Below are 25557 nucleotides of genomic sequence, written 5' to 3'. Positions count from 1 at the left end.
TAGAGCCATTCAAAACGACACCTGCACATGCGGCGGGTGTCGTTTTTTGTGTCTAGCTTAGGAGAGCCAGCTCTCGATTTTTTCCCATAAGTAAAATCTCACTTCTACTTCAGGAGCAGAGGCAGTTGCTTCTTCTACTTTTTCTATCTCTTCGGACTTTTCTAGCTCTACTTTTGTTTGTTCAGCGTCCACTTTATTTGATTCGGAATGTTGCCCTACTTCGTTCTCTTCTAGGGGTGCAACCGCTACTTGCTTTCTATCAAGTCGATCGTAGTTTTCATCTTCTTCGGATACAGCTGCTGTCGGTTGCTCTGATTCTTCAGGCTCTGGAGTTGGCTCTGCTTGTACAGCGTCGCCATTGGACATGTCAATAAAGCAGAGCGGTGGGAACAGGACACACCACCAGTTTTGGCCTTTTGCCTCTCCAATTTGTACACGGACTGCTCGGTAATTACCCGCAGGATACACATAAGAGCCGTACAGCTTCGTCGGAAAAGGGACTTCGCCGAAATCGACTACCGCTTTATACGAAAAACCGCGTTCCTTGATCGTCTTGTCTACGACTTGTTGCAGGACAGGCAATTGTGATTGAATCACTTGCTCTGCTTCCTCCAAAGTCTCGATATCGTCCGCCCATGTATTCATTTGAGCGATAATGGCATCTCTGACTTCGCGCTTCAACCATTGGTCTTGGACAGAATCGCTGTTCGCAATAATACGCAAGCGAACGGATTCCTGAGGGATCGGCCCATTATCCAACACATTGGCCGAAGTAAGCTGCCCCTCCCAGCTCATCATAAGTACAAACAGGCTAAATGCCATCAATAACATCCGTTTCATCGTTATCCGTCTCCCTCTATACTGATCTTCTCTCTTTAGCAATCAGTATGGACGGATTCACACGATTTCAAACATTCATTCCATATGTAAAAAAGGCGAGACGAGCAAGTGCTATCGTCTTACTCCGATAACGACCCGCTCGATCCCCGCCAAATCCGGAACAATCTCTACCTCATCCATGACACCGGATGCCCTCATCAATGCCGCTACATCCCCAGCCTGATAAATGCCTACCTCAAACGCTGCGACCGCTCTTTCTTTCAATAGATTCGGCAGCGCCTCACACAGTCGACGGTAGCAATCTAGACCATCTTCACCGCCATCCAAAGCCAAGCGAGGTTCATGTACGCGTACTTCATCGTCCAGCTCCTCGACATCGCGACTCGGGATATAAGGTGGATTGGACACGAGGATGTCTACCTTTTCGCCTGCTTCCAAAAGCGGTTGCACCAAATCCCCTTGTAGAAAGCGGACATCTGCACCAAGACGACTTGCATTTTCCCGTGCGGTTGCCGTTGCCTCAGGAGACAGGTCCACCGTAGTCACGCGCCATTGCGGTTTTTCTAACGCGAGCGTAATGCAGATGGCTCCGCTCCCTGTGCCGATATCCACCACTGCTAGCTCTTCCCGCTCAGGCCAGAGCTTTGCTGCAGCATCCATCACTTGCTCCACCAGGATTTCCGTTTCCGGTCTTGGGATCAGCACACCTGGTCGTACCGTAAAAGGACGACCGTAAAACTCCTGTTCGCCAAACATGTATTGCAGTGGCTCGTTATTCGCCCGGCGCACGCACAGTCCGTCCAGCTTCACCAATGTTTCTGCATCGATTGAATCCGTCATCGCCATTAAAAAGCGCGTCCGATCCCAGTCGAGACAATGACGAATCATTAGCTCCGCTTCGAACAAAGGATCCTTTGTCCCTTTTTCCCGCAAAAAGGAAGAAGCCCGTAATAGGGCTTCTCGAATCGTCGTGACATCAGACCAATCAAGCTGAGTGTGCATGGCTTTTCAAAAGCTCCGTTTGTTCATGCAGGATCAGGTTGTCGATCACTTCATCCAATTCGCCTTCCAATACCGATTCCAGTCGGTGCAGGGTCAGACCGATGCGGTGGTCGGTCACACGGCTTTGTGGATAGTTGTAAGTGCGGATGCGCTCGCTTCGGTCACCAGTACCCACCAAGCTTTTGCGCGTAGCATCTGCTTCCGCATTTTGTTGTTGCATGTAGAAATCATACAGACGTGCGCGCAATACACGCAGCGCCTTGTCTTTGTTGGAATGCTGGGATTTCTCGTCCTGACAAGAAACCATGATCCCTGTAGGAATATGCGTTACGCGAACCGCAGACTTGGTCGTGTTAACGCTCTGACCGCCCGCACCACTGGAGCAGAACGTATCGATGCGGATATCTTTTTCGTGTACTTCCACTTCCACGTCTTCTGCTTCTGGCAGAACCAGTACAGTCGCAGTAGAAGTATGGATGCGTCCACCGGACTCAGTAGCCGGGATGCGTTGCACACGATGCGCGCCGCTTTCGAATTTCATTTTGCTGTAAGCACCGCGGCCAGACAGCGAGAAGACAATTTCTTTGTATCCACCGATATCGGTTGGGCTTGCCTCCAGCACTTCAATTTTAAAAGCGTTGCGCTCCGCAAAACGAGTGTACATACGGAAAAGCACCGCTGCAAACAGTGCAGCTTCATCGCCGCCCGCAGCACCGCGGATTTCCACAATGACGTTTTTCTCATCGTTCGGGTCTTTTGGAAGCAACAGGATCTTCAAACGATCTTCCAGTTGTTCCTTGCGTGATGACAATTCATTGAGCTCGAGCTTGACCATTTCACGCATCTCGTCATCCAGTTTTTCTTCGAGCATCGCTTTGGCGTCATCGATTTGACTCACCACTGATTTATATTCACGGTATGTCGTTACCGTCTCTTCCAACGAAGATTGTTCCTTAGACAGTTCACGCAAGCGTTTTGTATCACTAATGACGTCGGGGTCACATAGGAGATTCGTTACTTCTTCAAAACGCTCTTCGACTGCAGATAAGCGTGTAAACATTTTTATTTCACCCCATCGCAAAGAATAATAGCCTTTTGGCGCAGGCGAAGCCTTGGTAGCATGTATGTTAGATATGAATTGCGATAAAATGCTATCTACCATAAAAACGGTTATAACAGATAAATTATAGGAGGAATGTCGCAAGAAGTCAAAGCGCATTATTACTGGAAATGTTTTACCGATGCCAAACAGGCCCGGCTATGCCGAGCCTTGCTACATACGTCCTGCTCACCTGTCAGCGATGGTAACCGTCATGCGAGGTTAAGTGAAAATCGTAGTTTGGAATTCTTTCTCGTAGAAGTGAAATCACCTGCTGCTCGATGGTACGCGCTTGATTCGCAGTGATGTTATGCACAAGGTCAAGAGTAACATATGCATTGGCATCGCTGAGTGTGATGCGTGCATTTTCCACACCTTTCACCGACATAGCGGTCCTCTCCATATTCGTCACTTCGACTGGCGTATTGCGCACATTCGTTTTACCAGTAACCATGTTCGGGTTTTGATTGCGCCCCATTAGCGAGTCGCGATCAGCAGCAACAGGGGTACGGCCTTGCAGCGTATTTCCGCTTTGATCCCCTCTGACCTTCATATTGTGCTGCGTATTCCTCATATCCGTACGATAGCCCTGTTGCTTAGCCGTATTTCCACCGCAACCGACGGTGAGAGCAGAAGTCAGTGTCACCACGCCCAGTATGACCAACGCGCTTCGCCAAAAAGGCTGTGTCCGCATGAAAAAGCCACCTCCTGTTTTGCTTAGTCTGCGCATCGCCTCTTGGGCTCATGCACGGGACAAACAGGGGGTGGCTTCTGCTTTCTTTATTCGACAACTGGAGGCGTATAGTAATGCTTGCGACAGACGCTGCTGTACGTATCATTTCCAGCAATTTCAATCGTCTCGCCAGCGTAGACGGGTTGTCCATTTTTGAACTTGAGAATATGCGTCGCCTTTTTATTGCAGTAAACACAGACGGTTTTAATCTCTTCTACTTTGTCAGCCTCGCACAACAGGGCGGCGCTACCAGGGAAGAGCTCATTCTTGAAGTTTTTCAATAAGCCATAAACGATTACAGGGATGCCCAGCTTGTCTACAATCCTGACGAGCTGATCCACATGGTGGCGGCTGATGAACTGAGCCTCGTCAACCAACACGCAATGCGGCTTGACTGACTCTGCCTCTACGATTTGATACAGATCGGTCTCTTCGTTAATCGGAATCGCTTCTCGGCTAATCCCAACACGCGAAGCAACTTTTCCCACGCCATAGCGATCATCCACTGCTGGAGTAAACACTACTACTTTTTTCCCCGATTGCTCGTAGTTGTGGGCAACGGTCAATAATTGAATGGATTTGGAAGCATTCATCGCTCCATACCGAAAATATAGTTGTGCCACGTCTCTATCTCCCTTTGCCTAAAAGTCATTACTCAGTCTTTTGATGGCGGTCTTTTGCCTCTTGAAACAAGGCCATGGCCAGCTTTCTTCTTTGTGCATGGTCCACACACGGAATCGGATAGTCGAAGCCAATCTTACAGCCTGCTTGCTCTTGGATATGCTCCGGCATGTCCCACGGTTTATGAATATATTGTAGAGGTACTTCACGCAATACGGGAAGATATTTTTTGACGAAAATGCCGTCTGGATCAAACTTTTCCCCTTGTGTGACAGGATGAAAGATCCGAAAATACGGTTGCGCATCGGTACCAGTCGAAGCACTCCACTGCCAGCCCCCGATGTTTGCCGCTTCATCGAAATCGATCAACTGCTGTGCAAAATAGGCCATTCCCCAACGCCAATCCACGAGCAAATCCTTTGTCAAAAAAGAAGCGGTAATCATCCGCAGCCGATTGTGCATCCAACCCGTCTCATTCAACTGCTTCATAGCAGCGTCGACAATCGGGTAGCCCGTCTCCCCATGACACCAACGGGTAAATAGGTCCTTCCTATTTTCCCAAGCGACCGTTTCAAATTGTGGCAGGTAGGCATGGTCAGTCGTGTGCGGATGGAAATAAAGCACCTGCTGATAAAATTCTCTCCAAATGAGTTCCGTAAGAAAAGCTTCGATCGAGGTAACCTGCTCACCCCGCGCGGAAGCAAGCACTTCCTGTACGCTATGATACACCGTTCGTATAGACAGCGTACCTGCGTTTAGGGCAAAAGACAGCCGGGAGGTCGCATTTACCCCTGGCATGTCGCGTCGTTCTTTATACGTATAAATGTCTCCATCTAAAAATTGCTGCAATCGTTTACGTGCCGCCAGCTCCCCGAACTGCTCCATTTCCCACTCGGGGCCGATCGGTCGTTGCCGTCCAAACGCTTCCATAGTAGGAACTGGCTCACTCGCCAACTCCTTCAACCGCTCAAATAGATTCCATCTTGTCGGCTGAGAAAACGGTCTATCTTTGGTCAGCGTCTGCCAAACGCGGCGATAAGGTGTAAATACGGCATACGGTGTCCGCTGCTTCGTCATAATTTCCCCGGGCTCATGCAAAACCAGATCCTTGCATGTATGTACAAACACGCCTAGACTGCTCAACACTTCTGACACGAGCTCGTCTCGCTTGCGAGCCTCTGGCGTATAATCCCGATTGAAAAACAACTTATCTGCACCCGTCTCTTGCGCTAATTGACAGAGCACTTGCTGTGGGTTGCCGTGACGAATCAAGAGGCGTCCTCCCAGTTGAGCCAAAGTATCGCCGAGTGCAGCTATCGCGGCAAAATTCGCATGCAGTCGCTTATCTCCTACAACCGCAGAACGACAAAGCGAATCTTCCACTATATAAACAGGAATAATCGGATCGCTTGTGAGCATAGCTGCGTGCAGAGCAGCATGGTCATGCAAGCGCAGATCCCGACGGAACCAGACGATAGCAGTCATCGTTTGTCCTCCCGAAAAAATTAGTGCCAGAAAAAGACAAAACCAGGCAGATTGCTCTACCTGGTTGTTCCCATACATTCTGATACTTACAGATTGTATTTGCGTTTGAAACGGTCTACACGGCCGCCTGCATCAACGAATTTTTGTTTTCCTGTGAAGAAAGGATGGCAGTTGGAGCAGATCTCCACTTTCAACGCTTGTTTCACGGAACCGGATTCAAATTCGTTACCGCATGCGCAGCTAACTGTAACTACGTTGTACTTAGGATGAATGTTTTGTTTCATCTCTTCTACACCTCTTTCCGCCCTGAATCGTTTGCCGAAACAGAGTTATATAAACACATATCAGATAGTAGCATGAAACACTGCCGAAATGCAACTGGTTGGCCGATTACGCCATGTTTTTCCTGCGCTGGAGTTGATCTGGAGGAATATGTGTAAACGAACCGATTACAACATCGGGCAGTTCCTGCTGATAAATTTCGATGGCTTGCTTCATGCCGAATACTTCGCCTTGCGCTTTTGGAATCATCGCCAGATAACTCTCTGGATCGATATTCAGATTCCGCAGCTGAATCAGCTTAATGCCTGTTCTGCGAATGAACTCGATCATCGCTTCCATTTCCTCTTCGCGGTCAAATACACCAGGGAAGCACAAGTAGTTAATGGACGTATACACACCCTTGGATGCAGCGTACTCAGCAGAACGCGCTACATTTTCCAACGTGTAGTTGCGCGGGCGATAGTAAGCATTATAGTGTTCGTCAATCGCGCTGATAATACTCACGCGCATCAGATCAAGACCAGCATCGACAATGCCTTTGATGTGATCCGTCAAGCCCGCATTCGTATTGATGTTGATAAAGCCCATATCTGTCGTTTCCCGTACCCGACGCATAGCAGGAACAATGATGGAAGCCATCGTAGAAGGCTCACCCTCACAACCCTGTCCAAAGCTGATGATGCTCTCCGGTGTCTTCAGATGGTGCAGCATGACTTCCACCAGCTCGTCCTCTGTCGGCTTGAAATTCATCCGCGTCTGTGGAGAAGGGAATCCACTGTCATCTGGTTGCTCGGAAATACAGCCGTAGCACCCTGCATTACAGGTATAGGAAACAGGCAAGCTGCCTTCCCAGCGGTTGAAAAAGTTATTGGAGGCCGTTAAGCATTCGTATTCCAACGCACAGTGGGACAAGTGGTTCAAAATGCGGTTTTGCGGAAACGTCTCCAACGTCTTTGCCACTCGCTGGCGCAGTTCATCCATCGGGAAGTTCAACGGGTCCCATTTGTAAATATCGTCACTCGCTCGACCCGTTACCCAGAAACGGTTATCCTTCCAGACAACTGCGGAGTAGCCGAACAATGGCAGCTTGCTTTCCTTGTTCGTTTTCACGTAGCCTGGCAGCAAGAGTCTTGTAATTCCTTGTGGCACAAGTGCGCCTACTGCTGTACAGCCATCCAACTTGACCATTTCCCCTGTGTCAGGGTCCATTCCGATCGGCTCGGTGTCCGGCAAACTAACCAACGTCGATCCTTCTGGGAGTGGGATCAGTTCTTCTTCCAGAATTTCTGTCAATATATCTCCGTTACGAGCCACTGCAAAAAGACCTGGGTGGTCGTATACATTGCCTTTTTCATCTGCGTAAACTAAATACATGGGAAAATCGCCTCGCTTCTTTGCTTTGCCCATTGTATCGCATTGAAAAAGCAATGTAAATTGTATAGGGTTACCTGCCAAGATAGGGAAGTGGATTGATCGGCACATCATCCTGTCGCACTTCAAAGTGCAAGTGGTACCCCGTAGAATTACCCGTTTGCCCCATGTATCCCAATATCTCACCCGCTTCTACGTTTTGACCAGGTGACACCAGCAACAGACGCATATGGGCATAAAAGGTTTGCAAGCCATCGCCGTGATCAATCACGACCATCCGCCCGTACCCTGACCGGTTGGCGCCTGCCTCCACAACAACTCCTGCCCTCGCTGCCAAGATCGGGGTCTTTGATTCCTGTTCATTCCACAAATCCACACCCTTGTGTGTTTTTCCCCAACGCGCTCCAAATCCGCTTGTAATCGTAGCTTCTCTGACAGGCCAACTTAGACCAGCGCGAATCCTCGTGATGACTTGCCGACTTGCCGCTTGAACGGCACTTCGCTTCTGCTGAGGATCGTTGCCCAACATCGGATTGCCTTTAGCGATGGGGACATACACAACCTGCCCTACATACAGGTTGTCCGACAGCCATTTTAGCAGCGGATTTCGTTCGATTAACGATTCCCGACTTACACCGTACCGCCTTGCTATGTAATCCAGTGTTTCTCCGCGTTTCACCATATGTCCGACTTCATCACGCTTGATGATTAGCTTCATGCCCACGCTTAAAAGATGGGGGTTCGTAATGCTATTAGCCTCTACCAGATTTTTTAAAGAAAGACCGTAACGCTGGGCAATACCGGATAGCGTATCTCCTTGCCGAACAGCGTACATCACTGAATTTCCTTTTGTCGCTGGTGCAGGTGAAGCCAGACTAGCATAGGGATTAAACGCTTGAAATAGCGCCTGCTCCACGACTGCTTTTTTTGCTTCCATCTGTGACTCCACCGGAGCGCTAACTTGCACGTACTCCACAAAGCATCTCCTCCTTCTTTTCCAGCTCCCTTCCTAACGGTATGCCAACGCCACAAAAAAAATGACGGTGAGTCATCATGAACTCACCGTCGTGCTAGCTGCTTTCCCTCTGCCCTGTTGCTTAGACTCAAGGGTTTGCAAAAATTCTTCGTTTGTTTTTGTATCTGCCAACTTTTTAATAAAGGAGTCGACAAACTCATTTGTTTCATTCATGTTCTTCCGGATCATCCACAGCTTATCCAGCTCTTCTTTGGTGAGCAAAAGCTCTTCGCGACGCGTACCCGAACGACGGATATCGATCGCCGGGAAAATTCTGCGCTCCGCCAGCTTGCGATCCAAATGAAGCTCCATGTTTCCGGTTCCTTTGAACTCCTCATAGATCACATCGTCCATACGTGAGCCGGTCTCAACCAAAGCAGTCGCCAAAATGGTCAAGCTGCCGCCTTCTTCAATGTTCCGCGCAGAACCAAAAAAGCGCTTCGGACGATGGAAGGCTGCCGGATCAATACCACCGGACAATGTTCGACCACTTGGAGGAATAACCAAGTTGTAAGCACGAGCGAGACGTGTAATGGAATCCAGCAGGATCACCACGTCTTTTTTGTGCTCAACCAATCGCTTTGCACGCTCCAAGACAAGCTCAGCAACTTTGATGTGATTCTCAGGCAACTCGTCAAAAGTCGAGGCAACCACCTCTCCTTTGACAGATCGCTGCATATCCGTCACCTCTTCCGGACGCTCATCAATGAGCAAGACAAACAAGTGGATATCCGGGCGGCTTTCGGTAATGCTGTTGGCAATCTCTTTGATCAGCATGGTTTTCCCCGCTTTTGGCGGAGCCACAATCAATCCACGCTGACCCAGTCCAACAGGAGAGAGAAGATCCATCAGGCGAGTGGAAACACGTGCAGGAGCTGTCTCCAGTACAAGCTTGGTTTGAGGATACAACGGTGTCAATGCGGGGAAATGAAGACGCTCTGCGGCTGTCTCAGGGTCTTCTCCGTTCACTGCCTCTACTTGAAGGAGTCCAAAGTAACGTTCATTCTCCTTCGGTGGTCTTGCTTTTCCTGATACCACATCCCCCATCCGCAGATCAAAACGGCGAATCTGCGATTGGGAGATGTAGATATCTTCCGAGCTAGGGAGATAGTTAATGGGGCGGAGGAAGCCGTATCCCTCCGGCAATATTTCGAGAACCCCCTCCATAAACATGAGACCATCCCGCTCCGCCCGTGCTCGAAGAATCGCGAAAATCAATTCCTTCTTCTTCAGCTGGGAGTAGTACGGAATATGGTATTCCTTGGCCAGCTTATAGAGATCGGTCAGCTTCTTTTCTTCTAGTTCAGAAAGTAACATACATCCACCACTCTTTATTTACTCTTAAAAAACCTAGCTCAACATATAAATGCGAAAATTGTTTTCTTACAAACCGTTACTCGGATTGCGTTCTAAGCGGTGGTTCCCTTCAATGAAACGTACCGTTCCGGTTTTCGCACGCATAACAACGGAATTAGTCGTCGCACGAGTTCCTTGGAAGCGAACCCCTTTGAGCAACTCGCCATCCGTCACACCTGTCGCTGCAAAAATGGCGTCATCACCTTTCACCAAGTCGTCCATGAATAGGACTTGATGAGGGTTAGTCAATCCCATTTTAACACAGCGTTTAATCTCTTCTTCATTTTGCGGCAAGAGCTTACCCTGGATTTCTCCCCCGAGGCATTTCAGGGCAACTGCTGCCAGAACACCTTCCGGAGCTCCTCCAGAACCGAACAAAATGTCTACACCTGTATCAGGGAATGCAGTGTTGATCGCAGCGGCTACGTCTCCGTCTGAGATGAGTCGAATACGCGCGCCTGCCTCACGAATTTCGTGGATCACCTGAGAGTGACGATCACGGTCAAGCACAATAGCGACCAAATCGCTGATATCTTTCCCCTGTGCCTGCGCTACCGCTTTCAGGTTATCACGAACCGGTGCGTTGATATCGACTTTGCCGACTGCTTTAGGCCCTACTGCCATTTTCTCCATATACATGTCAGGAGCATGCAACAAATTTCCTCGGTCTGCAATGGCAATGACCGAAATCGCTCCCCATGTACCTTTTGCGAGGATATTTGTTCCCTCCAAAGGGTCAACAGCCACATCGACTGCCGGAGCCACTCCCTGGCCCAGACGCTCACCGATGTACAGCATTGGCGCTTCGTCCATTTCGCCCTCGCCAATTACTACGACGCCATCCATCGGCACTTTCATAAATTCATTGCGCATTGCGGTCGTTGCCGCATCATCAGCCTCATCTTTTTTTCCGAGACCCATCCAACTGGCAGAAGCCAAAGCAGCGGCTTCAGTCACACGTACCAGTTCAAGTGTTAAACTCCGTTCCATTCTGGAAGACTCCTCTCCTGGTGATTGGTTAACGCTGGTGGTTTTCCATGCTCTGCAGACCTACCCGAGTAATATCGGCTCCCAAGGCTTGCAGCTTGCCCACCAAGTTTTCGTAGCCACGATCTATATGTTCGAGTCCTTCTAATTCTGTCGTGCCGTTCGTTGCCAAGCCGGCAATGAACAGAGCTGCTCCCGCACGCAAATCCGAAGCTACCACTTTGGCACCATTCAGTTTGCTTCCGCCTTCGATGACAGCGGATCTTCCTTCAATCTTCAAGGAAGCTCCCATACGGCGCAGTTCATCTACATGACGAAAACGCGAGCTGTAAATATTGTCCGTCACGATGCTCGAGCCTTTAGCAAGAGTCAGCAAGGTCGTGATCGGCTGCTGGAGATCCGTTGGAAAACCCGGATACGGACTCGTTTTCACGTCGATTGATCGATAAGAATCATGTCCGATGACTTGGATGCTGTCATCCTCTTCTACCACTTGCACACCGATTTCGCGCAGCTTGGCCGTTACAGACTCCAAATGCTTTGGAATGACATTCTCCACCATCACATTGCCGTTGGTAGCTGCTGCCGCAATCATGTACGTCCCCGCTTCGATCCGATCGGGGATAATCGTATGACGGCATCCGCGCAAGCGTTCTACGCCTTGAATGCGGATCATGTCCGTTCCGGCGCCTTTGATGTTTGCTCCCATATTATTGAGCAAGGTTGCTACATCGACGATCTCAGGCTCACGGGCAGCGTTTTCAATAATGGTCACACCATCTGCTTTGGCAGCAGCCAGCATGATGTTAATGGTGGCACCAACACTGACCAGATCGAGATAGATTCGCGCACCCTGCAAGCGTCCATTTTGGGCACGGATAGTCATGACGCCGTTTTTGTTCTCCACCTCGGCGCCCATCGCTTCAAAGCCTTTGATATGCAAATCTACTGGACGCGGGCCCAAATCACAGCCACCCGGCAAGCCAACCTGGGCTTCACCGAACTTGGCGAGCAAGGCTCCCCACAAATAGTACGAGGCACGGAGCTTTTTGATGCGACCATTTGGCATGAGCATCAGCCTCATACTACGTCCGTCGATTTCCATCCAATCTTCTTCGAACAGCACGTCAGCTCCCATTTCCCGCAAGAGCTCGTGATAGATACCTACATCCTGAATACGGGGGAGATTCTCAATAACAACGGGTCCATCTGCCAGCAACGCTGCTGGGATGAGTGCGACTGCGCTGTTTTTTGCTCCGCTGATGGTCACCGTCCCCGCGAGCGGTTTTCCACCGTTGATGATCAGCTTATCCATGCTTTGCTCTCCTCAGGCGTAATCGGGAAAGAAGCACCTTCCCCGATGGAAAAGGTGCTTGGACTTTCAACACGTGTCCTTATTTTTGCATACTTGCCCAGTCAGCGAGGAATTTCTCCAAGCCACTGTCTGTCAGTGGATGGGCAATGAGTTGTTTAAATACTTTCGCTGGAATGGTAGCGAAGTGAGAACCACGGCGTGCTGCCTCCGTTACGTGAACAGGGTGGCGCACAGATGCCGCAATGATCTCGGTGTCGATACCGTGAACAGAAAAGATTTCAGCAATATCTTCGATCAATTGCATGCCATCTTGACCAATATCATCCAGGCGTCCCAAGAACGGAGACACGAAGCTCGCACCTGCGCGCGCAGCCAAAAGTGCCTGATTCGCGGAGAACACCAGTGTTACGTTTGTTCTGATTTTGCGTTTAGCGAAATACTTGGTTGCCTTCAAACCTTCTGCGGTCATTGGCAGCTTGATGACGATGTTTTTCGAAAGAGCAGCGAGCTTATCTCCCTCTTCGATCATGCCTTTTGCATCTGTACTGATGACTTCGGCACTAATCGGACCGTCAACAATATCGAGAATTTCTTTCAGGGTTTCTACAAAATCGCGTCCTTCTTTGGCAACCAGAGACGGATTTGTCGTTACGCCCGCCAGAACTCCCCATTCGTGAATCTCGCGGATTTCTTCAACGTTTGCTGTATCAATCAAAAAACGCATGATTATCCTCCCAGTTACGCGCGGTTGCTACTTCCGAACAAGCGCATTTTTCCTTTTACTACTTCCTTGATCGCATCGCGAGCAGGGCTCAGGTATTTGCGTGGATCGATCTCATTCGGCTTGGCAGCTAGCACTTTGCGAACTGTTTCCGTGCATGCGACTTGGCTTTCTGTATTTACATTGATTTTTCCTACGCCCAAACGGATGGATTCGATAATCGCTTCGTCTGGTACGCCGGAACCACCGTGAAGAACGATCGGCGCTCCAATGTTGCTCGCTACTTTTTCGATAATGTCGTAGCGGATTTTTGGAACTCCTTTGTACATACCATGTGCTGTACCTACAGCAATCGCTACGTAGTCTACTTTTGTTTCTTCCCAGAAGCGGATTGCTTCCTCAGGATTTGCCAGGGTAGCATCTTCCTCGTCAACAGACAGGTCGTCTTCTACCCCACCGATGGTACCGAGTTCACCTTCTACCGATACGCCAACAGCGTGAGCAGCCTCTACAACCTGTTTGGTCAGGCGAAGGTTATCTTCAAACGAATGATGGGAACCATCGAACATAACAGAAGAGAACCCAGCGCGAATGCACTTCATTACCATGTCGAAATTGCTACCATGGTCAAGATGCAATGCTACAGGGACTCCTGCGCGTTCAGCAGCCACTTTTGCAATCGCTACTGTATAATCGATCCCCATGTATTTCAGTGCACCCTCAGAAACACCAAAGATCACAGGCGATTTTTCTTCCATCGCAGCTTCAGTAATCGCTTGAGTAAACTCCAGATTGTTCAGGTTAAATTGTCCGACGGCGTATTTATGCTTTTTGACGTCTTCGGTAAAAGCGGTCATAGGTACCAGTGGCATTTTGTAAATCCTCCTCTAGCAGACTTCAGTCATGTGGCTTATTATACCACAGACAAGCATTTGTTAACAGGGACGCTTGTACCCTGACCTTAGCAGTCAGTTCTTAACAAGCTAATTGCTGATGCACTGCCATTCGTAGTTCATCGATATCAAACGGCTTTGTAAAATGAGTCAATGCTCCCAGTTGTGTTGCTTCTTTGATCATGTCCAGCTCTCCGTAAGCTGTCATCATGATGACTTTGATTTCCTGATTGATCTTCTTGATGTGTTTCAAGATCTCAATACCATCCATCCCAGGGATCTTCATGTCGAGGATAACCAAATCTGGCGATTCTTTTTCCACGATTTCCAATGCCATTTTCCCGTTTGCTGCCTGAAAGGTCTTGTACCCTTCTTTTCCCAGCACCTCATACAGTAAAATGCGAATCCCATACTGGTCATCCACAACCAGTACCTTTTTATCTTGCTTGTCGAACATTCTGATTCCCCCCTGACGAATGCGTTTTCTTAATTATTATGGGTTCGCCTAAAATCAGGAAACTCCTTCACCTTTTTTGCTGAACGTCTGCTTAAAATTTCCCATAAGCCTCATTTCGAGTATAATGGGAAAAACCAATTTCCCCTACACACAAGGAGCCAGATACTTACTATGGATGCTCTGTGGCTGATTTGCTTGTTAACATTTATTATCCATACGACAGAGACACTTACCTACGGAATCCGTTTTGCAGGGGTACAAACGGGCAGGATTGCTGTAGCGATGTCTCTGGTCGGGATCGTATTGCTCCTCTCCCGTACTTCCAACCTGATTCAAGGACCATTCACTGGGGGATTGATGGATCAAGCTGCGATCGAGCACGTTGATCCTAGCACACAGTTGCACGTGATTATTGCAGCGTCCTCGCTCGGAACCTTGGCGGCTATCGTACTGTTTCCCACTTTCGTCCAAATATCGAAACGAATGATCTCGCACTTGGAGTTAGCGGGCTCGATTCCGCAAATGATTCGCACGGCTGTTACTGTTGAAACCATCCGACGTGTTCACCATCATGTCCGGATTCCTAGCTGGCAAGCCATCTCTCGTTTTCGAATCAAAGGCATTCCCAAACGATTACTGTTATTAAATGCATTTGGGACAGCTATCTACACAAGCAGCGTACTGTCCGTGTTATACGCGACATTACTAGCCCCGGATTACAAAGCAACCGTTTTGATGTCTTCTGGATTAATCAACGGTTTTGCCACGATTTTCATGACGATTCTAGTAGACCCGCAAATTGCCCTTCTGACAGAAAAAGCAATGCAAGGGAAAACCACGCAGCAATCGATTCGCGACATGTACCTGTGGCTGATGTTCTCACGTTTTATCGGAACGATTTTGGCTCAATTCCTGCTCATTCCGGCCGCCTACTGGGTAGCCTGGCTATCGCCCTTGTTCCATTGATCTGCTTTTGAAAGCACAAAACGCACCTGCGACTTTACATCGCGGGTGCGTCTTTTATTTATGGAACTATGTTATTTGTTCAGGGAAGCCTTCACGAAGTCACGGAACAATGGCTGTGGACGGTTCGGACGGGATGTGAACTCTGGGTGGAACTGTGTCGCTACATACCATGGATGTTCTGGAACTTCCACGATTTCAACCAGTCGACCATCTGGAGTTGTACCCGCAAAACGCAAGCCCATTTGCGCCAATTGATCACGATATTCGTTGTTCACTTCATAGCGATGACGATGACGTTCATAAACCAGGGTACTTCCGTATGCAGCCTCAGTCAGCGTGCCTTCTTCCACTTTGGTTGGACCGAGACCCAGACGCATTGTACCGCCCTTGTCCTCGATATCTTTTTGCTCTGGCAAGAGGTCAATAACCGGATATGCTGTATTCGGGTTGATCTCGGAGCTGTTTGCGCCGTCCATACCCGCTACGTGGCGAGCGAACTCGATCACAGCGATTTGCATACCCAAGCAAATTCCGAGGAATGGCACTTTATTTTCACGAGCATAGCGTGTAGCGATGATTTTACCTTCGATACCACGATCGCCAAAGCCGCCTGGTACGAGGATACCATTTACATCACCGAGCAGTTCGCCAACATTTTCTGGCGTAACTTCTTCCGCGTGTACCCATTTGATTTCTACTTTGGAATCGTTCGCATAGCCACCATGATACAGCGCTTCTGCTACGGACAAGTACGCATCATGCAATTCTACATATTTACCAACGATTGCAATGGTAGTCGTTTTGGACAGGTTTTTGATTTTCGATACGAGCGATTTCCACTCTGTCATATCCGCTTCTTGGCAAGTCAGACCCAAGTGACGGCATACGTAATCGTCCAACCCTTGTGCTTGCAATTGCAGTGGTACATCGTAAAGGCTGTCCGCGTCTATACATTCCACTACCGCGTTTTTATCGATATCACAGAACAGAGCCAACTTGTCTTTCATTTCTTGCGTCATCGGTTGCTCGGTACGTGTCACGATCACATTTGGTTGAATACCCAAGCTGCGCAGTTCTTTCACGCTGTGTTGCGTAGGCTTGGTTTTCATTTCACCTGCTGCCTTGATATATGGTACCAGGGTTACGTGAATGTACATGACGTTTTCACGACCGATGTCACTTTTGATCTGGCGAATGGATTCAAGGAATGGCAAGCTCTCGATATCCCCAACAGTTCCACCGATCTCGGTAATCACTACATCTGCCCCGGTTTCGCGACCTGCACGGAAAATGCGATCTTTGATTTCGTTCGTGATGTGAGGAATAACTTGAACGGTTCCTCCCAAATAGTCGCCACGGCGTTCTTTGGCAATGACAGTCGAGTAAATTCTACCAGTTGTCATATTGGAGTTAGCGCTCAGGTTGATATCGATAAAGCGCTCATAGTGGCCCAAGTCCAGGTCTGTTTCCGCACCATCGTCCGTTACGAAAACTTCCCCGTGTTGATACGGACTCATCGTTCCCGGGTCAACGTTGATGTATGGGTCACACTTCTGGATGGTTACCTTCAGACCCCTATTTTTCAAGAGTCGGCCCAGAGAAGCCGCTGTAATTCCTTTTCCCAACGAGGATACAACCCCGCCTGTCACAAAAATATACTTCGTCATCGTTAACGTCCCCTCTTTCCCTCACCCTTAAGTTGTTATAAAAATCGAATGAAGACGGCTCCAAAAAAAAAGAAAAACAAAAGCGAGTCCTATCCCGTAAAGAAATGGGGTAGGGGCACTTTTGTTTTATAGTTTCCCATATTTGATCCTTCTTCATGTGAAGCCCAAGGAGTATTTTATCTGTCCCTTAAGCGGAAGTCAAGGACCTATTTATCGTCTTCCTCGTCGAGCTCTTCGTCAGATTCCTCTTCCGCAAGCTCTTCGTCTTCTTCGAACATCTCATCATCTTCGTCTTCGAGTTCTTCCTCGTCGATTTCTCCATCGATTTCTTCTTCTTCGATTTCAGAATCTTCGTCGACGAATTCCTCTTCGTCCTCAAAGATGACAACATCGTCTTCCTCGTATTCCTCGACACCTTCGTCTTCGGAATCGTAATCGTCGAAGTCGTCTTCCGTGACGATTTTCTTCTTCTTCGTTCCGCCACCCTCTTGGGTTTCTTCCACGGTGTCGGTTGGGTACCAGCGTTTCAATCCCCATACATTGTCACCGAGGCACACGAAGCGGCCATCAATGTTAATTTCTGTGTATACTTGCGCGATGATTGCCATGAGTTGTTCATCAGTCAGCTTGCGCACTGCAACCAGTTCATTCATCAGCTCGCGGAAGTTGTAAGTGCGGTTAGTTTCACGCAAAATTTCATACGCAATGTCAACTAACGCCATCTCACTCAGTTTCTCGGAATCAATATGAGCAAACAATTGACTCACTCAGGGCACGTCCTTTCCATATGAAAACGATTGATTTGAATACTGACCCGGTGCCCTGTTCGGGGGACGCAGGTTTGTATAAGTCATTCATAAATGATGTCAAAATCCCTAATTACACAACGCACAACATACGAAGGCTAACATACAGTATTCCTTATTTTAGCCGAAAATGCAAGGCTTTCAAACAAGCGAGACTCTTTTTATTAGGTAATGGTCGTAAATTTCCTTAATAATGAACTCACCCCTATACCAACCACTGATTAAACAGTTGGGGGCTAAGATAAGTGCTAACAAACGACCATTTGGAATGGACATACAAATTTTTATTACATAACATTTTGGAAAAGTAACGTACGATAGATAATATAATGAAGAGTAGAAGTTTAACTTCTACTCTTCATTATTACACACGACACCGCGTTAATTTACTGTAATATTCTTAAAATATGAATGGTAGGTTTTCTACAGTCATGAATATGGTTGAGGGGCAATTTTATTTGCTTTATTTTCTCCTAGATTTGTTGAGAGCGACGCAGGAATGAACTCCGAGGTGTCCGCTTCGATATGCACATGTTTTTCAAGCAATGCCAGTAGATAATGAAAGGTAGGAACCGATTCTTTGGCAAGGATAATTCCTTTTTTGTCGATCAGGACAGCAGATGGGATGGCATCGATTTGGTACATTGAAAACGAAATGGAAGAGTTGATATACTGAATATCGTCCTGGTTTTGAGTGTCGTGAATGAGCTTTCCTGAATAAACAACTAGTAATTTAAGCTGAGGAAATCGTAGTTTTACCTTCTCTAAATGTGGAATAATTTGCTGGCATATGGGACAACCTTCTGCCGTGAAAAGTGCAAGTGTAGAGTGGCTTTTCATCTCTGTAAAATCAATGCTTGTTCCAGACGGACTGTTATCGATCAGAACCGGGGCTCTGGAGCCTATCCAGTTGTCTACACTCGGTTCTTTTTCTTTTGCTTGTAATTTATTGATAAAATCTGCTACTAGTTTTGTTAGCAGGTAAATAACGACGAATTGCACAATGACAAATACCCATAACGCAATCACAGACCATTGTATAAACGTTTCCACAGAGGATCTCTCCTTTTTCGTGAGGGAATGATATTTACTTTTGTGCGACTAGCTCGTGTACTTTCTTCCGAATGCTCCCTAGATGTTGACCAATCAGAATCACAAGTGTGGACAACAATACGATGATCATTAACGTCCAGTACTCTTCTCCATATACGGTCCTGAAATTCCCTGTTTCTAATGCCCATGAGAGATTCCCATAGGTGGTCGGTATTTGATAGACCCAGAGACACATCGCAATGAGCAAAACGTTTCGGCTGACCAGTACCCATGATAGATTGTGATTGCCGACGATGCCACCGCAACCACATGATATTTCTCGTCTTCCGCGCAATAAATTGACCACAATAGCCACGCTATACAGGAGTAGTAAACCACTACCAGCCAGAGCTGCCCAAGAATAGTACAGCCCGAAAATGAGTAGCAATCCAATCAGCAATTCAGAATAAGTGTCGAGGACGGCAAAAAATCTAATAGATCGTTCAGGCAGTATTTTGTAGTCTTTTACAATTGAAGCATGAGTCGTTCTGTTTTTGATTTTTGATACAGACGAGCTTATAAACAACAGTGCTAGAATCATGCGAAAGATAAAGGATGCGATTTCCAATTTTTCACCTGCTTTCCACTGGTGTTGCATACCATTGTGCTTGAGCATGATACATCTGCGCATATTCTTTATTACGTGAAATCAGTTCATCATGCGTTCCAGACTCGACTAACTGACCATCCTTCATCACGATAATCCGATCTGCCATTTTAGCGGCAGCCATACGGTGTGAGACAAATAGGGTTGTTTTATTTTCGGTCAGATTTCGTACGAGTTGGTATACAGAAAGCTCAGTCATGGGATCAAGAGCTGCTGTTGGCTCATCTAAAATCACAATATCACTATTTCGAAATAGAGCACGAGCCAAGGCAATTTTTTGCCATTGTCCTCCAGAAAGATCGGTTCCCTCTTGCAAATAGCGACTTAAATAGGTTTGGTAGCCATCTGGAAGTTTGGAAACGATTTGATCCACGCCAGCTGTAGCGGCAACTTCTTGCATCCATTTTAGATCGTTTATTCGTTCGGTATCACCAAAACCAATATTATCTTGTAACGTATAGGCATATTTGATGAAGTCCTGGAAGATCACGGTCATATTTTTGCGTAAATCATCAGGTTTGATCTGGCTAATACTGAGGCCATCGAAGGAAATGTCACCCTGTGATATGGGATACAACCCCATCACACATTTGACTAAGGTTGATTTACCCGAGCCATTTTCACCGACGATTGCGATTTTTTCACCAGGCCGTATGTGCAAGTGAATATCCCTTAGAACAGGATTTGTCGTATTCACGTAGGTAAATGACAATCCTTTTATAAAAATGCCCTGTTGTAGCGGTGCAGGAAAGAGAGCCGAGCCTTCGTCGCTTGCATCCTTTTCAGGGTGTTCATATTCGATGAAATAAAAAAAATCGTTTATATAAAGAATCTCTCCAAATATTTTGGCAAACTGGTTAGATAGCTGATTGGTCAATCCTTGTGTTCCCTGCACAGCTTGTCCGATTGCTACAAACTCACCGATTTGCATAGAGGTGGTACGGATTAACCAGATGATAATTCCAGCTGTCCCAAAGTACAAAAGTGCGGTAAACCCATCTAGGCCGACCTCAGTTGCTTGTTGCTTTCGCAGCACCTTTAATGTTTCAGTGAACTGGTGGGTAATGGAGGTTGACCATCTTTTCAGTAGCATTTGACCTAAGCCAAATAGTCGAATTTCCTTGGCTGACTGCCGATCTTTCAATAAAAAACTGGTATATTGTATGTCGCGAATTAAGGGGGTTAAGCCGTATCTGAGCCAATAATTGATACTGCCAAACCGAATTTGAACAAAGAAGACGGGAATTGCCGCGATCAGACTTAAAATGACGAGGCTCCAGTGAACGGTAAACAAAAAGAGCAAGAAACTGAAAATAGTAATGCTGGCTCTAACGATCTCTAGTAGGATCGTGAGTGGTGATAAAAAGCGTGTGCCCACATTCAAGTGAACTCTCTCTAAATGATTGTAAAAATCGGGAATATCAAAATAGAAAAGCGGTACCGCTTCTACCTTTTGAAGTACAAGTGATTGTGCCGCGAGTTCCAAAACATTTTCAAGCTTTCCATTCAGGTATTGTTGGATATTGAGAAGCACAGATGTAGCCATCGCTATTAAAAATTGAAGTGAGAGTAAGAAAAAAGCATAACGATAATCACCCACTTGGAGTTGAATGATTTTCGCGACCTCATTGATCATTTCTTTGGATAGCCAAAGGGTGGCTACTGGTAGTAAACCAATCATGATTGTTAAGCAAACTAGAAGCGCGAGAAGTAGCCGGGCATGTGCCCATAAGAAAGTGAACAGCTTGATAAATGATTGAACAATCATGAGGAACACCTTTTCTAGTTTTATTGGATGTTGTGGAGCTCTTGCTTCTCCTTGTGCTTCAAGATGTCTACTAGCTCACCAACTGAGCGTCCTACATATCGAATGATCCCCTGTGAGTCAACAATAAACAGGCTTGGGAAGTTGAGGATTTGTAATTCGCTCATGGTTTTTTTGTCGACGGGAACCATCGTAATTTTTCCGCTAAATGTGTCGATAAAGTGCTGATAGTCAGAATCATCCTGCTTAACCGCACATAAGAAAGGAAGGTTGGTTGTTTTTTTCTTGATATGGGTTAAGTATCTTTCTACTTCATGATGGCATGTATCACATGAGGGGGCAGCGAACATGACAATGGTTGGTGTTTGTGAAAAATGCGTGGGGAATATAAGTGACTCTTTGAGATTTACACCGATAAAATACTGGTTTAGGAGTGAAAAAAAAGAATCTTCTACAGAAAAGAGAGTAACGATATTCCTGAACTTTCGGTATGAATAGAGTTGCATGCCGAATAAAGCAACTGCTACCGTTAGTGGAATGAGAACGTACACAGAAACCTCCCTCAAACTCTATTTTGGTAAATATTTGTAAATAATATATCATTTGACAGTTTTTGTTGCAATTCTTATAATTGAATCGAAAGTAAAAAAATGTAAAAATATGGAGGTTATGACTATGTTAGATCAATTTTCAAAGTTAATTGGTGTCAAGAATGATTCTAAAAACGGTTTCATTGATCCTCCCTGCACCATTAATGTGTTTTGTATTCTAGAAAAGGGGACAGCAAAACATAACTTGCAGAACCCTCTTAAATTTACTTGCTGCTAGGAAAAAGAATCATTTAGGGGATGAGGGTACCAGCAATACACGAAAAATTTGCTAGGATGCTAAATCATCCTCTCCAAACAAACCTTCAAAACCACTAGAAATGTGGAGCTGGAGGTTTGTTTTGCATTCACAAATTTTCTTCCTAATGAAAGAAACCCCGAAAATAGCGGGGTTTCTCTACAGTCTTAAGAGTAGAAGTTAAACTTCTACTCTTGTTTTACATTTTAGAATAAGACAAGGACCACCTCGTAACAAAGAAGTGGTCCTTGTGTGATTTTCGAATCTTTCCACGTTACCCTAGGATTTCTTTTAAGCCAATTACTCTGTTGCTACATATTTCTGCGGTATTGGCCGCCCACTTCATACAAGGCACCACTGATTTGTCCAAGCGATGCTACTTTGACCGTCTCCATCAGCTCGGCAAAGATGTTCTCTCCCGCCATAGCCACTTCTTGCAGACGCCGCAGCGCAGCCGCAGACACATCCTTGTGGCGCTCCTGGAATGCCCGGAGATTAATGATTTGCTGTTCTTTTTCCTCTTCGGTCGCCCGAGCCAATTCAATCTCGTAATCGTCCTCAGATGCATTCGGATTAATGAACGTGTTTACCCCAATAATTGGAAGCTCGCCCGTATGCTTTTTCATTTCGTAATACATGGACTCGTCTTGAATTTTGCCGCGCTGGTATTGAGTCTCCATCGCTCCCAGAACGCCTCCGCGAGAACTGATCCGCTCGAACTCTTGCATAACTGACTCTTCTACCAGATCAGTCAACTCATCGATGATGAATGCCCCTTGAAGTGGGTTCTCATTTTTCGCGAGTCCCATTTCCTTGTTGATGATCATCTGAATCGCCATTGCCCGTCGCACAGAGTTCTCTGTCGGGGTCGTAATCGCTTCGTCGTAGGCATTCGTATGGAGAGAATTACAGTTGTCGTAAATGGCAATCAAGGCCTGCAAGGTCGTTCTGATATCGTTGAAATCCATCTCCTGCGCATGCAAGGAACGGCCGGACGTCTGGATGTGGTACTTCAGCTTTTGGCTGCGGTCATTTGCACCATAACGATTTTTCATCACGGTTGCCCAAATCCGGCGAGCCACACGTCCAATCACGGTGTATTCCGGATCGAGACCATTAGAGAAGAAGAAGGACAGGTTCGGCGCAAAGTCATCGATGTTCATGCCGCGGCTTAAATAGTACTCAACATAGGTAAATCCGTTAGATAGCGTAAACGCAAGCTGCGTAATCGGATTCGCCCCTGCCTCCGCAATGTGATAGCCGGAAATGGACACAGAGTAGTAGTTCCGCACTTTCTGGTCGATAAAATACTGCTGGATATCCCCCATCATCCGCAAGGCAAATTCTGTCGAGAAGATACACGTGTTTTGCCCCTGATCCTCTTTCAAAATATCTGCCTGAACGGTTCCGCGAACAGTCGACAGCGTGTACGCTCTGATTTGCTTCGCTTCGTCCTCGGTAGGCTGACGCCCTTCTTTTTGAACAAAAGCATTCAGTTGCTGCTCAATCGCCGTATTCATGAACATGGCCAAAATCATGGGCGCGGGACCGTTGATGGTCATGGACACAGAAGTGCTAGGTGCACAAAGGTCAAAGCCGGCGTACAGCTTTTTCATGTCATCCAGGGTGCAAATGCTGACCCCACTCGTACCGATTTTTCCGTAAATGTCCGGGCGGTAGTCAGGGTCCTCACCATACAGCGTAACCGAGTCAAAAGCCGTACTGAGTCGCTTCGCTTCATCATTTTGAGACAGGAAGTGGAAGCGTCTGTTCGTCCGCTCCGGAGTACCTTCGCCTGCAAATTGTCGCTTGGGATCTTCTCCCTCGCGTTTAAACGGAAATACTCCTGCGGTATACGGGAATTCACCTGGAACATTTTCTTTTAACGACCACTTTAAAATTTCGCCCCAATCCTCGTAATCAGGGACGGCTACTTTTGAAATGCGTGTACCCGACAACGATTCGCTGAACAGCTTGGTAACCAGTTCCTTGTCGCGAATTTTCGTGACGAATTGATCCTTCCGATACGCTTCCTTGAGCTTGGGCCAATTTTCTAGGATACGTCGGCACTCCGGATGCAGCTTTTCTTCAAAGAGAACGATTTGTTTATCCAGCACCGCCACCAACTCGGCAGCTGCCGAATCTCCCGAGGCCAGCACCGTCTCCTTTGCACCCTGCAACTGGAACAGCTTGCGTGCAATCAACGACTGCTCTTCGGCATAGGCACGGTATTGGCGGACGGTGTTGGCAATGTCTTGCAAATAATTGATTCTCTCTGTCGGAATCAACGAAGTTTTATGAATCTTTACAGGAGTCGTATCCAAATTCTCTACAGACCAGTCAACGCTAGTCTTTTCTACAATTCGATGCATCAAGGCAGCAAACAACACATTCGTTCCCGGATCGTTAAACTGACTCGCAATCGTACCATACACAGGAACCTTCTCATCCGGCAGCTCAAAAAGCTGATGATTGCGTCGATATTGTTTGCGAACCTCACGAAGAGCGTCCTCTGAGCCTTTACGCTCAAATTTGTTGATCGCGATCACATCAGCAAAGTCGAGCATATCAATCTTTTCCAACTGAGATGGTGCCCCGAATTCACTCGTCATGACGTACATGGAGACGTCGCACACTTCTGTGACCTGCGCATCCCCCTGACCAATCCCGCTCGTTTCCACAATAATCAAATCAAAATGGGCAGAACGCGTTACTTGAATCGCGTCTTTTAAGGCAGCAGACAGCTCCATGCCCGATTTTCGGGTGGCGAGACTGCGCATATAAACACGCGGTGTCGAATTGGCATTCATGCGGATGCGGTCACCAAGTAACGCTCCGCCTGATTTTTGCTTGGATGGATCGACAGACAAGATCGCGACCGTCTTCTCGGGATAAGTGCGAATAAATCGACGAACAAGCTCATCAGTTAATGAGCTTTTTCCTGCTCCACCCGTACCTGTAATCCCTAATACCGGAATGGCTGAATCGGCTTCCACTAAACTTTCACGGAGAGGTTCTGTCCATTCACGCTGGTCCACTGCGTACTCTGCAACGGAAATAAGCCGGGCAATCGCCTGATGGTTTTGCTCACGCAAGCCTGCTACTTCTCCCTCCAGCTGCTTAACGGTTGGGAAATCGCTACGTCTAATCATGTCGTTGATCATGCCCTGCAAGCCCAATCGTCTGCCGTCATCTGGCGAATAAATTTTACAGACTCCGTACTCTTCCAATTCCCGAATCTCGCGTGGAACGATAACGCCGCCACCGCCGCCAAAAACACGGATATGCTCTGCTCCCCGCTCGCGTAATAGATCAATTACGTATTTGAAATACTCCACATGGCCGCCTTGGTAGGAGCTGATGGCAATCCCTTGCACATCCTCCTGAACAGCGGCTGTTACAATATCATCAACAGAGCGGTTGTGTCCGAGATGGATTACCTCTACTCCCGACGATTGTAAAATACGGCGCATGATATTAATCGAGGCGTCGTGACCGTCATACAGACTGGCTGCGGTCACAAAGCGAACCTTGTTTTGCGGACGATACACTTCTGTTTCCATCGTTCCACTCTCCTTTTAATTACGTTTAAAAAGGAGGAAAAACAGGGCCAAGCAGATCAAGGCGCGGT

23 protein-coding genes are annotated in these 25557 nt (G+C 47.3%); 1 reads left to right on the top strand and 22 read right to left on the bottom strand.

What is annotated here, in order from left to right; genetic code table 11:
- Positions 1–57: 57 nt before the first annotated feature.
- The 15 genes from spoIIR to HPY28_RS15125 form a co-directional block, all read right to left on the bottom strand.
- The gene (gene spoIIR, locus HPY28_RS15195; RefSeq protein WP_174230856.1) at positions 58–840 is read right to left on the bottom strand and encodes a stage II sporulation protein R; all 783 of its coding nucleotides are present in this window, start codon (positions 838–840) and stop codon (positions 58–60) included.
- Between the two features lie 111 nt (positions 841–951).
- Complete coding sequence (gene prmC, locus HPY28_RS15190) at positions 952–1842, bottom strand: peptide chain release factor N(5)-glutamine methyltransferase (RefSeq protein ID WP_174230855.1); 891 nt, start codon at positions 1840–1842, stop codon at positions 952–954.
- The gene (prfA, locus tag HPY28_RS15185; protein WP_017252377.1) at positions 1826–2902 is read right to left on the bottom strand and encodes a peptide chain release factor 1; all 1077 of its coding nucleotides are present in this window, start codon (positions 2900–2902) and stop codon (positions 1826–1828) included. Before prfA ends, prmC begins: the two co-directional genes overlap by 17 nt.
- 235 nt (positions 2903–3137) lie before the next feature.
- The gene (locus HPY28_RS15180; RefSeq protein ID WP_017252378.1) at positions 3138–3635 is read right to left on the bottom strand and encodes a Sporulation lipoprotein YhcN/YlaJ (Spore-YhcN-YlaJ); all 498 of its coding nucleotides are present in this window, start codon (positions 3633–3635) and stop codon (positions 3138–3140) included.
- 86 nt (positions 3636–3721) lie between these two features.
- Positions 3722–4297 (bottom strand): thymidine kinase, encoded by a 576-nt coding sequence (locus HPY28_RS15175; RefSeq protein ID WP_017252379.1) that lies wholly within the window; start codon positions 4295–4297, stop codon positions 3722–3724.
- Positions 4298–4325: 28 nt separating this feature from the next.
- Positions 4326–5780 (bottom strand): cryptochrome/photolyase family protein, encoded by a 1455-nt coding sequence (locus tag HPY28_RS15170; RefSeq protein WP_174230854.1) that lies wholly within the window; start codon positions 5778–5780, stop codon positions 4326–4328.
- Between the two features lie 86 nt (positions 5781–5866).
- The gene (gene rpmE / locus HPY28_RS15165; protein ID WP_017252381.1) at positions 5867–6064 is read right to left on the bottom strand and encodes a 50S ribosomal protein L31; all 198 of its coding nucleotides are present in this window, start codon (positions 6062–6064) and stop codon (positions 5867–5869) included.
- 106 nt (positions 6065–6170) lie between these two features.
- On the bottom strand, positions 6171–7436 hold the full coding sequence (locus HPY28_RS15160; RefSeq protein ID WP_026043394.1) for a radical SAM family protein: 1266 nt from the start codon (positions 7434–7436) through the stop codon (positions 6171–6173).
- Between the two features lie 70 nt (positions 7437–7506).
- A complete protein-coding gene (locus tag HPY28_RS15155) occupies positions 7507–8409 on the bottom strand; it encodes a M23 family metallopeptidase (RefSeq protein WP_069851039.1) in 903 nt (300 codons plus the stop codon).
- Positions 8410–8484: 75 nt separating this feature from the next.
- Positions 8485–9765 carry a transcription termination factor Rho gene (rho, locus tag HPY28_RS15150; RefSeq protein WP_017252384.1) on the bottom strand — a complete coding sequence of 427 codons (1281 nt, stop codon included), beginning with the start codon at positions 9763–9765 and terminating at the stop codon, positions 8485–8487.
- Between the two features lie 66 nt (positions 9766–9831).
- Positions 9832–10794, bottom strand: a complete 963-nt coding sequence (gene glpX, locus HPY28_RS15145) for a class II fructose-bisphosphatase (protein WP_017252385.1) — start codon at positions 10792–10794, stop codon at positions 9832–9834.
- Between the two features lie 28 nt (positions 10795–10822).
- Positions 10823–12106, bottom strand: a complete 1284-nt coding sequence (locus HPY28_RS15140) for a UDP-N-acetylglucosamine 1-carboxyvinyltransferase (RefSeq protein WP_174225223.1) — start codon at positions 12104–12106, stop codon at positions 10823–10825.
- 79 nt (positions 12107–12185) lie between these two features.
- Positions 12186–12830 carry a fructose-6-phosphate aldolase gene (gene fsa, locus HPY28_RS15135; RefSeq protein WP_017252387.1) on the bottom strand — a complete coding sequence of 215 codons (645 nt, stop codon included), beginning with the start codon at positions 12828–12830 and terminating at the stop codon, positions 12186–12188.
- 14 nt (positions 12831–12844) lie between these two features.
- Entirely contained in the window at positions 12845–13699 is an 855-nt protein-coding gene (gene fba / locus HPY28_RS15130) for a class II fructose-1,6-bisphosphate aldolase (RefSeq protein ID WP_048035114.1), read from the bottom strand.
- 103 nt (positions 13700–13802) lie between these two features.
- Positions 13803–14177, bottom strand: a complete 375-nt coding sequence (locus tag HPY28_RS15125; protein ID WP_007725537.1) for a response regulator — start codon at positions 14175–14177, stop codon at positions 13803–13805.
- A gap of 171 nt (positions 14178–14348) precedes the next feature.
- Here HPY28_RS15125 and HPY28_RS15120 point away from each other — a divergent pair, with 171 nt between their 5' ends.
- Positions 14349–15143: a lipid II flippase Amj family protein gene (locus tag HPY28_RS15120; protein WP_017252389.1), complete on the top strand. Its 795-nt coding sequence runs from the start codon at positions 14349–14351 to the stop codon at positions 15141–15143.
- Between the two features lie 71 nt (positions 15144–15214).
- Here the strand turns inward: HPY28_RS15120 and HPY28_RS15115 are convergent, their stop codons facing one another.
- The 7 genes from HPY28_RS15115 to icmF all read right to left on the bottom strand — a co-directional run bounded on the left by HPY28_RS15115 (position 15215) and on the right by icmF (position 25489).
- On the bottom strand, positions 15215–16810 hold the full coding sequence (locus HPY28_RS15115; protein ID WP_017252390.1) for a CTP synthase: 1596 nt from the start codon (positions 16808–16810) through the stop codon (positions 15215–15217).
- A 206-nt stretch (positions 16811–17016) separates the two neighbouring features.
- Positions 17017–17577, bottom strand: a complete 561-nt coding sequence (rpoE, locus tag HPY28_RS15110) for a DNA-directed RNA polymerase subunit delta (protein ID WP_017252391.1) — start codon at positions 17575–17577, stop codon at positions 17017–17019.
- Positions 17578–18045: 468 nt separating this feature from the next.
- Positions 18046–18669 carry a thioredoxin domain-containing protein gene (locus HPY28_RS15105; RefSeq protein WP_017252392.1) on the bottom strand — a complete coding sequence of 208 codons (624 nt, stop codon included), beginning with the start codon at positions 18667–18669 and terminating at the stop codon, positions 18046–18048.
- A 34-nt stretch (positions 18670–18703) separates the two neighbouring features.
- Positions 18704–19324 (bottom strand): MauE/DoxX family redox-associated membrane protein, encoded by a 621-nt coding sequence (locus HPY28_RS15100; RefSeq protein ID WP_254613127.1) that lies wholly within the window; start codon positions 19322–19324, stop codon positions 18704–18706.
- On the bottom strand, positions 19281–21083 hold the full coding sequence (locus HPY28_RS15095) for an ABC transporter ATP-binding protein (RefSeq protein WP_217444803.1): 1803 nt from the start codon (positions 21081–21083) through the stop codon (positions 19281–19283). Before HPY28_RS15095 ends, HPY28_RS15100 begins: the two co-directional genes overlap by 44 nt.
- Positions 21084–21103: 20 nt before the next feature.
- Complete coding sequence (locus tag HPY28_RS15090; RefSeq protein WP_174230852.1) at positions 21104–21631, bottom strand: TlpA family protein disulfide reductase; 528 nt, start codon at positions 21629–21631, stop codon at positions 21104–21106.
- Positions 21632–22237: 606 nt separating this feature from the next.
- On the bottom strand, positions 22238–25489 hold the full coding sequence (icmF, locus tag HPY28_RS15085; RefSeq protein WP_017252397.1) for a fused isobutyryl-CoA mutase/GTPase IcmF: 3252 nt from the start codon (positions 25487–25489) through the stop codon (positions 22238–22240).
- Positions 25490–25557 lie beyond the last annotated feature (68 nt).

This window comes from Brevibacillus sp. HB1.2 (assembly GCF_013332495.1).
GTDB lineage: Bacteria > Bacillota > Bacilli > Brevibacillales > Brevibacillaceae > Brevibacillus > Brevibacillus porteri.
Note: the sequence above shows the minus strand (reverse complement) of the source record. Positions and strands in the feature narration are given on the sequence as shown.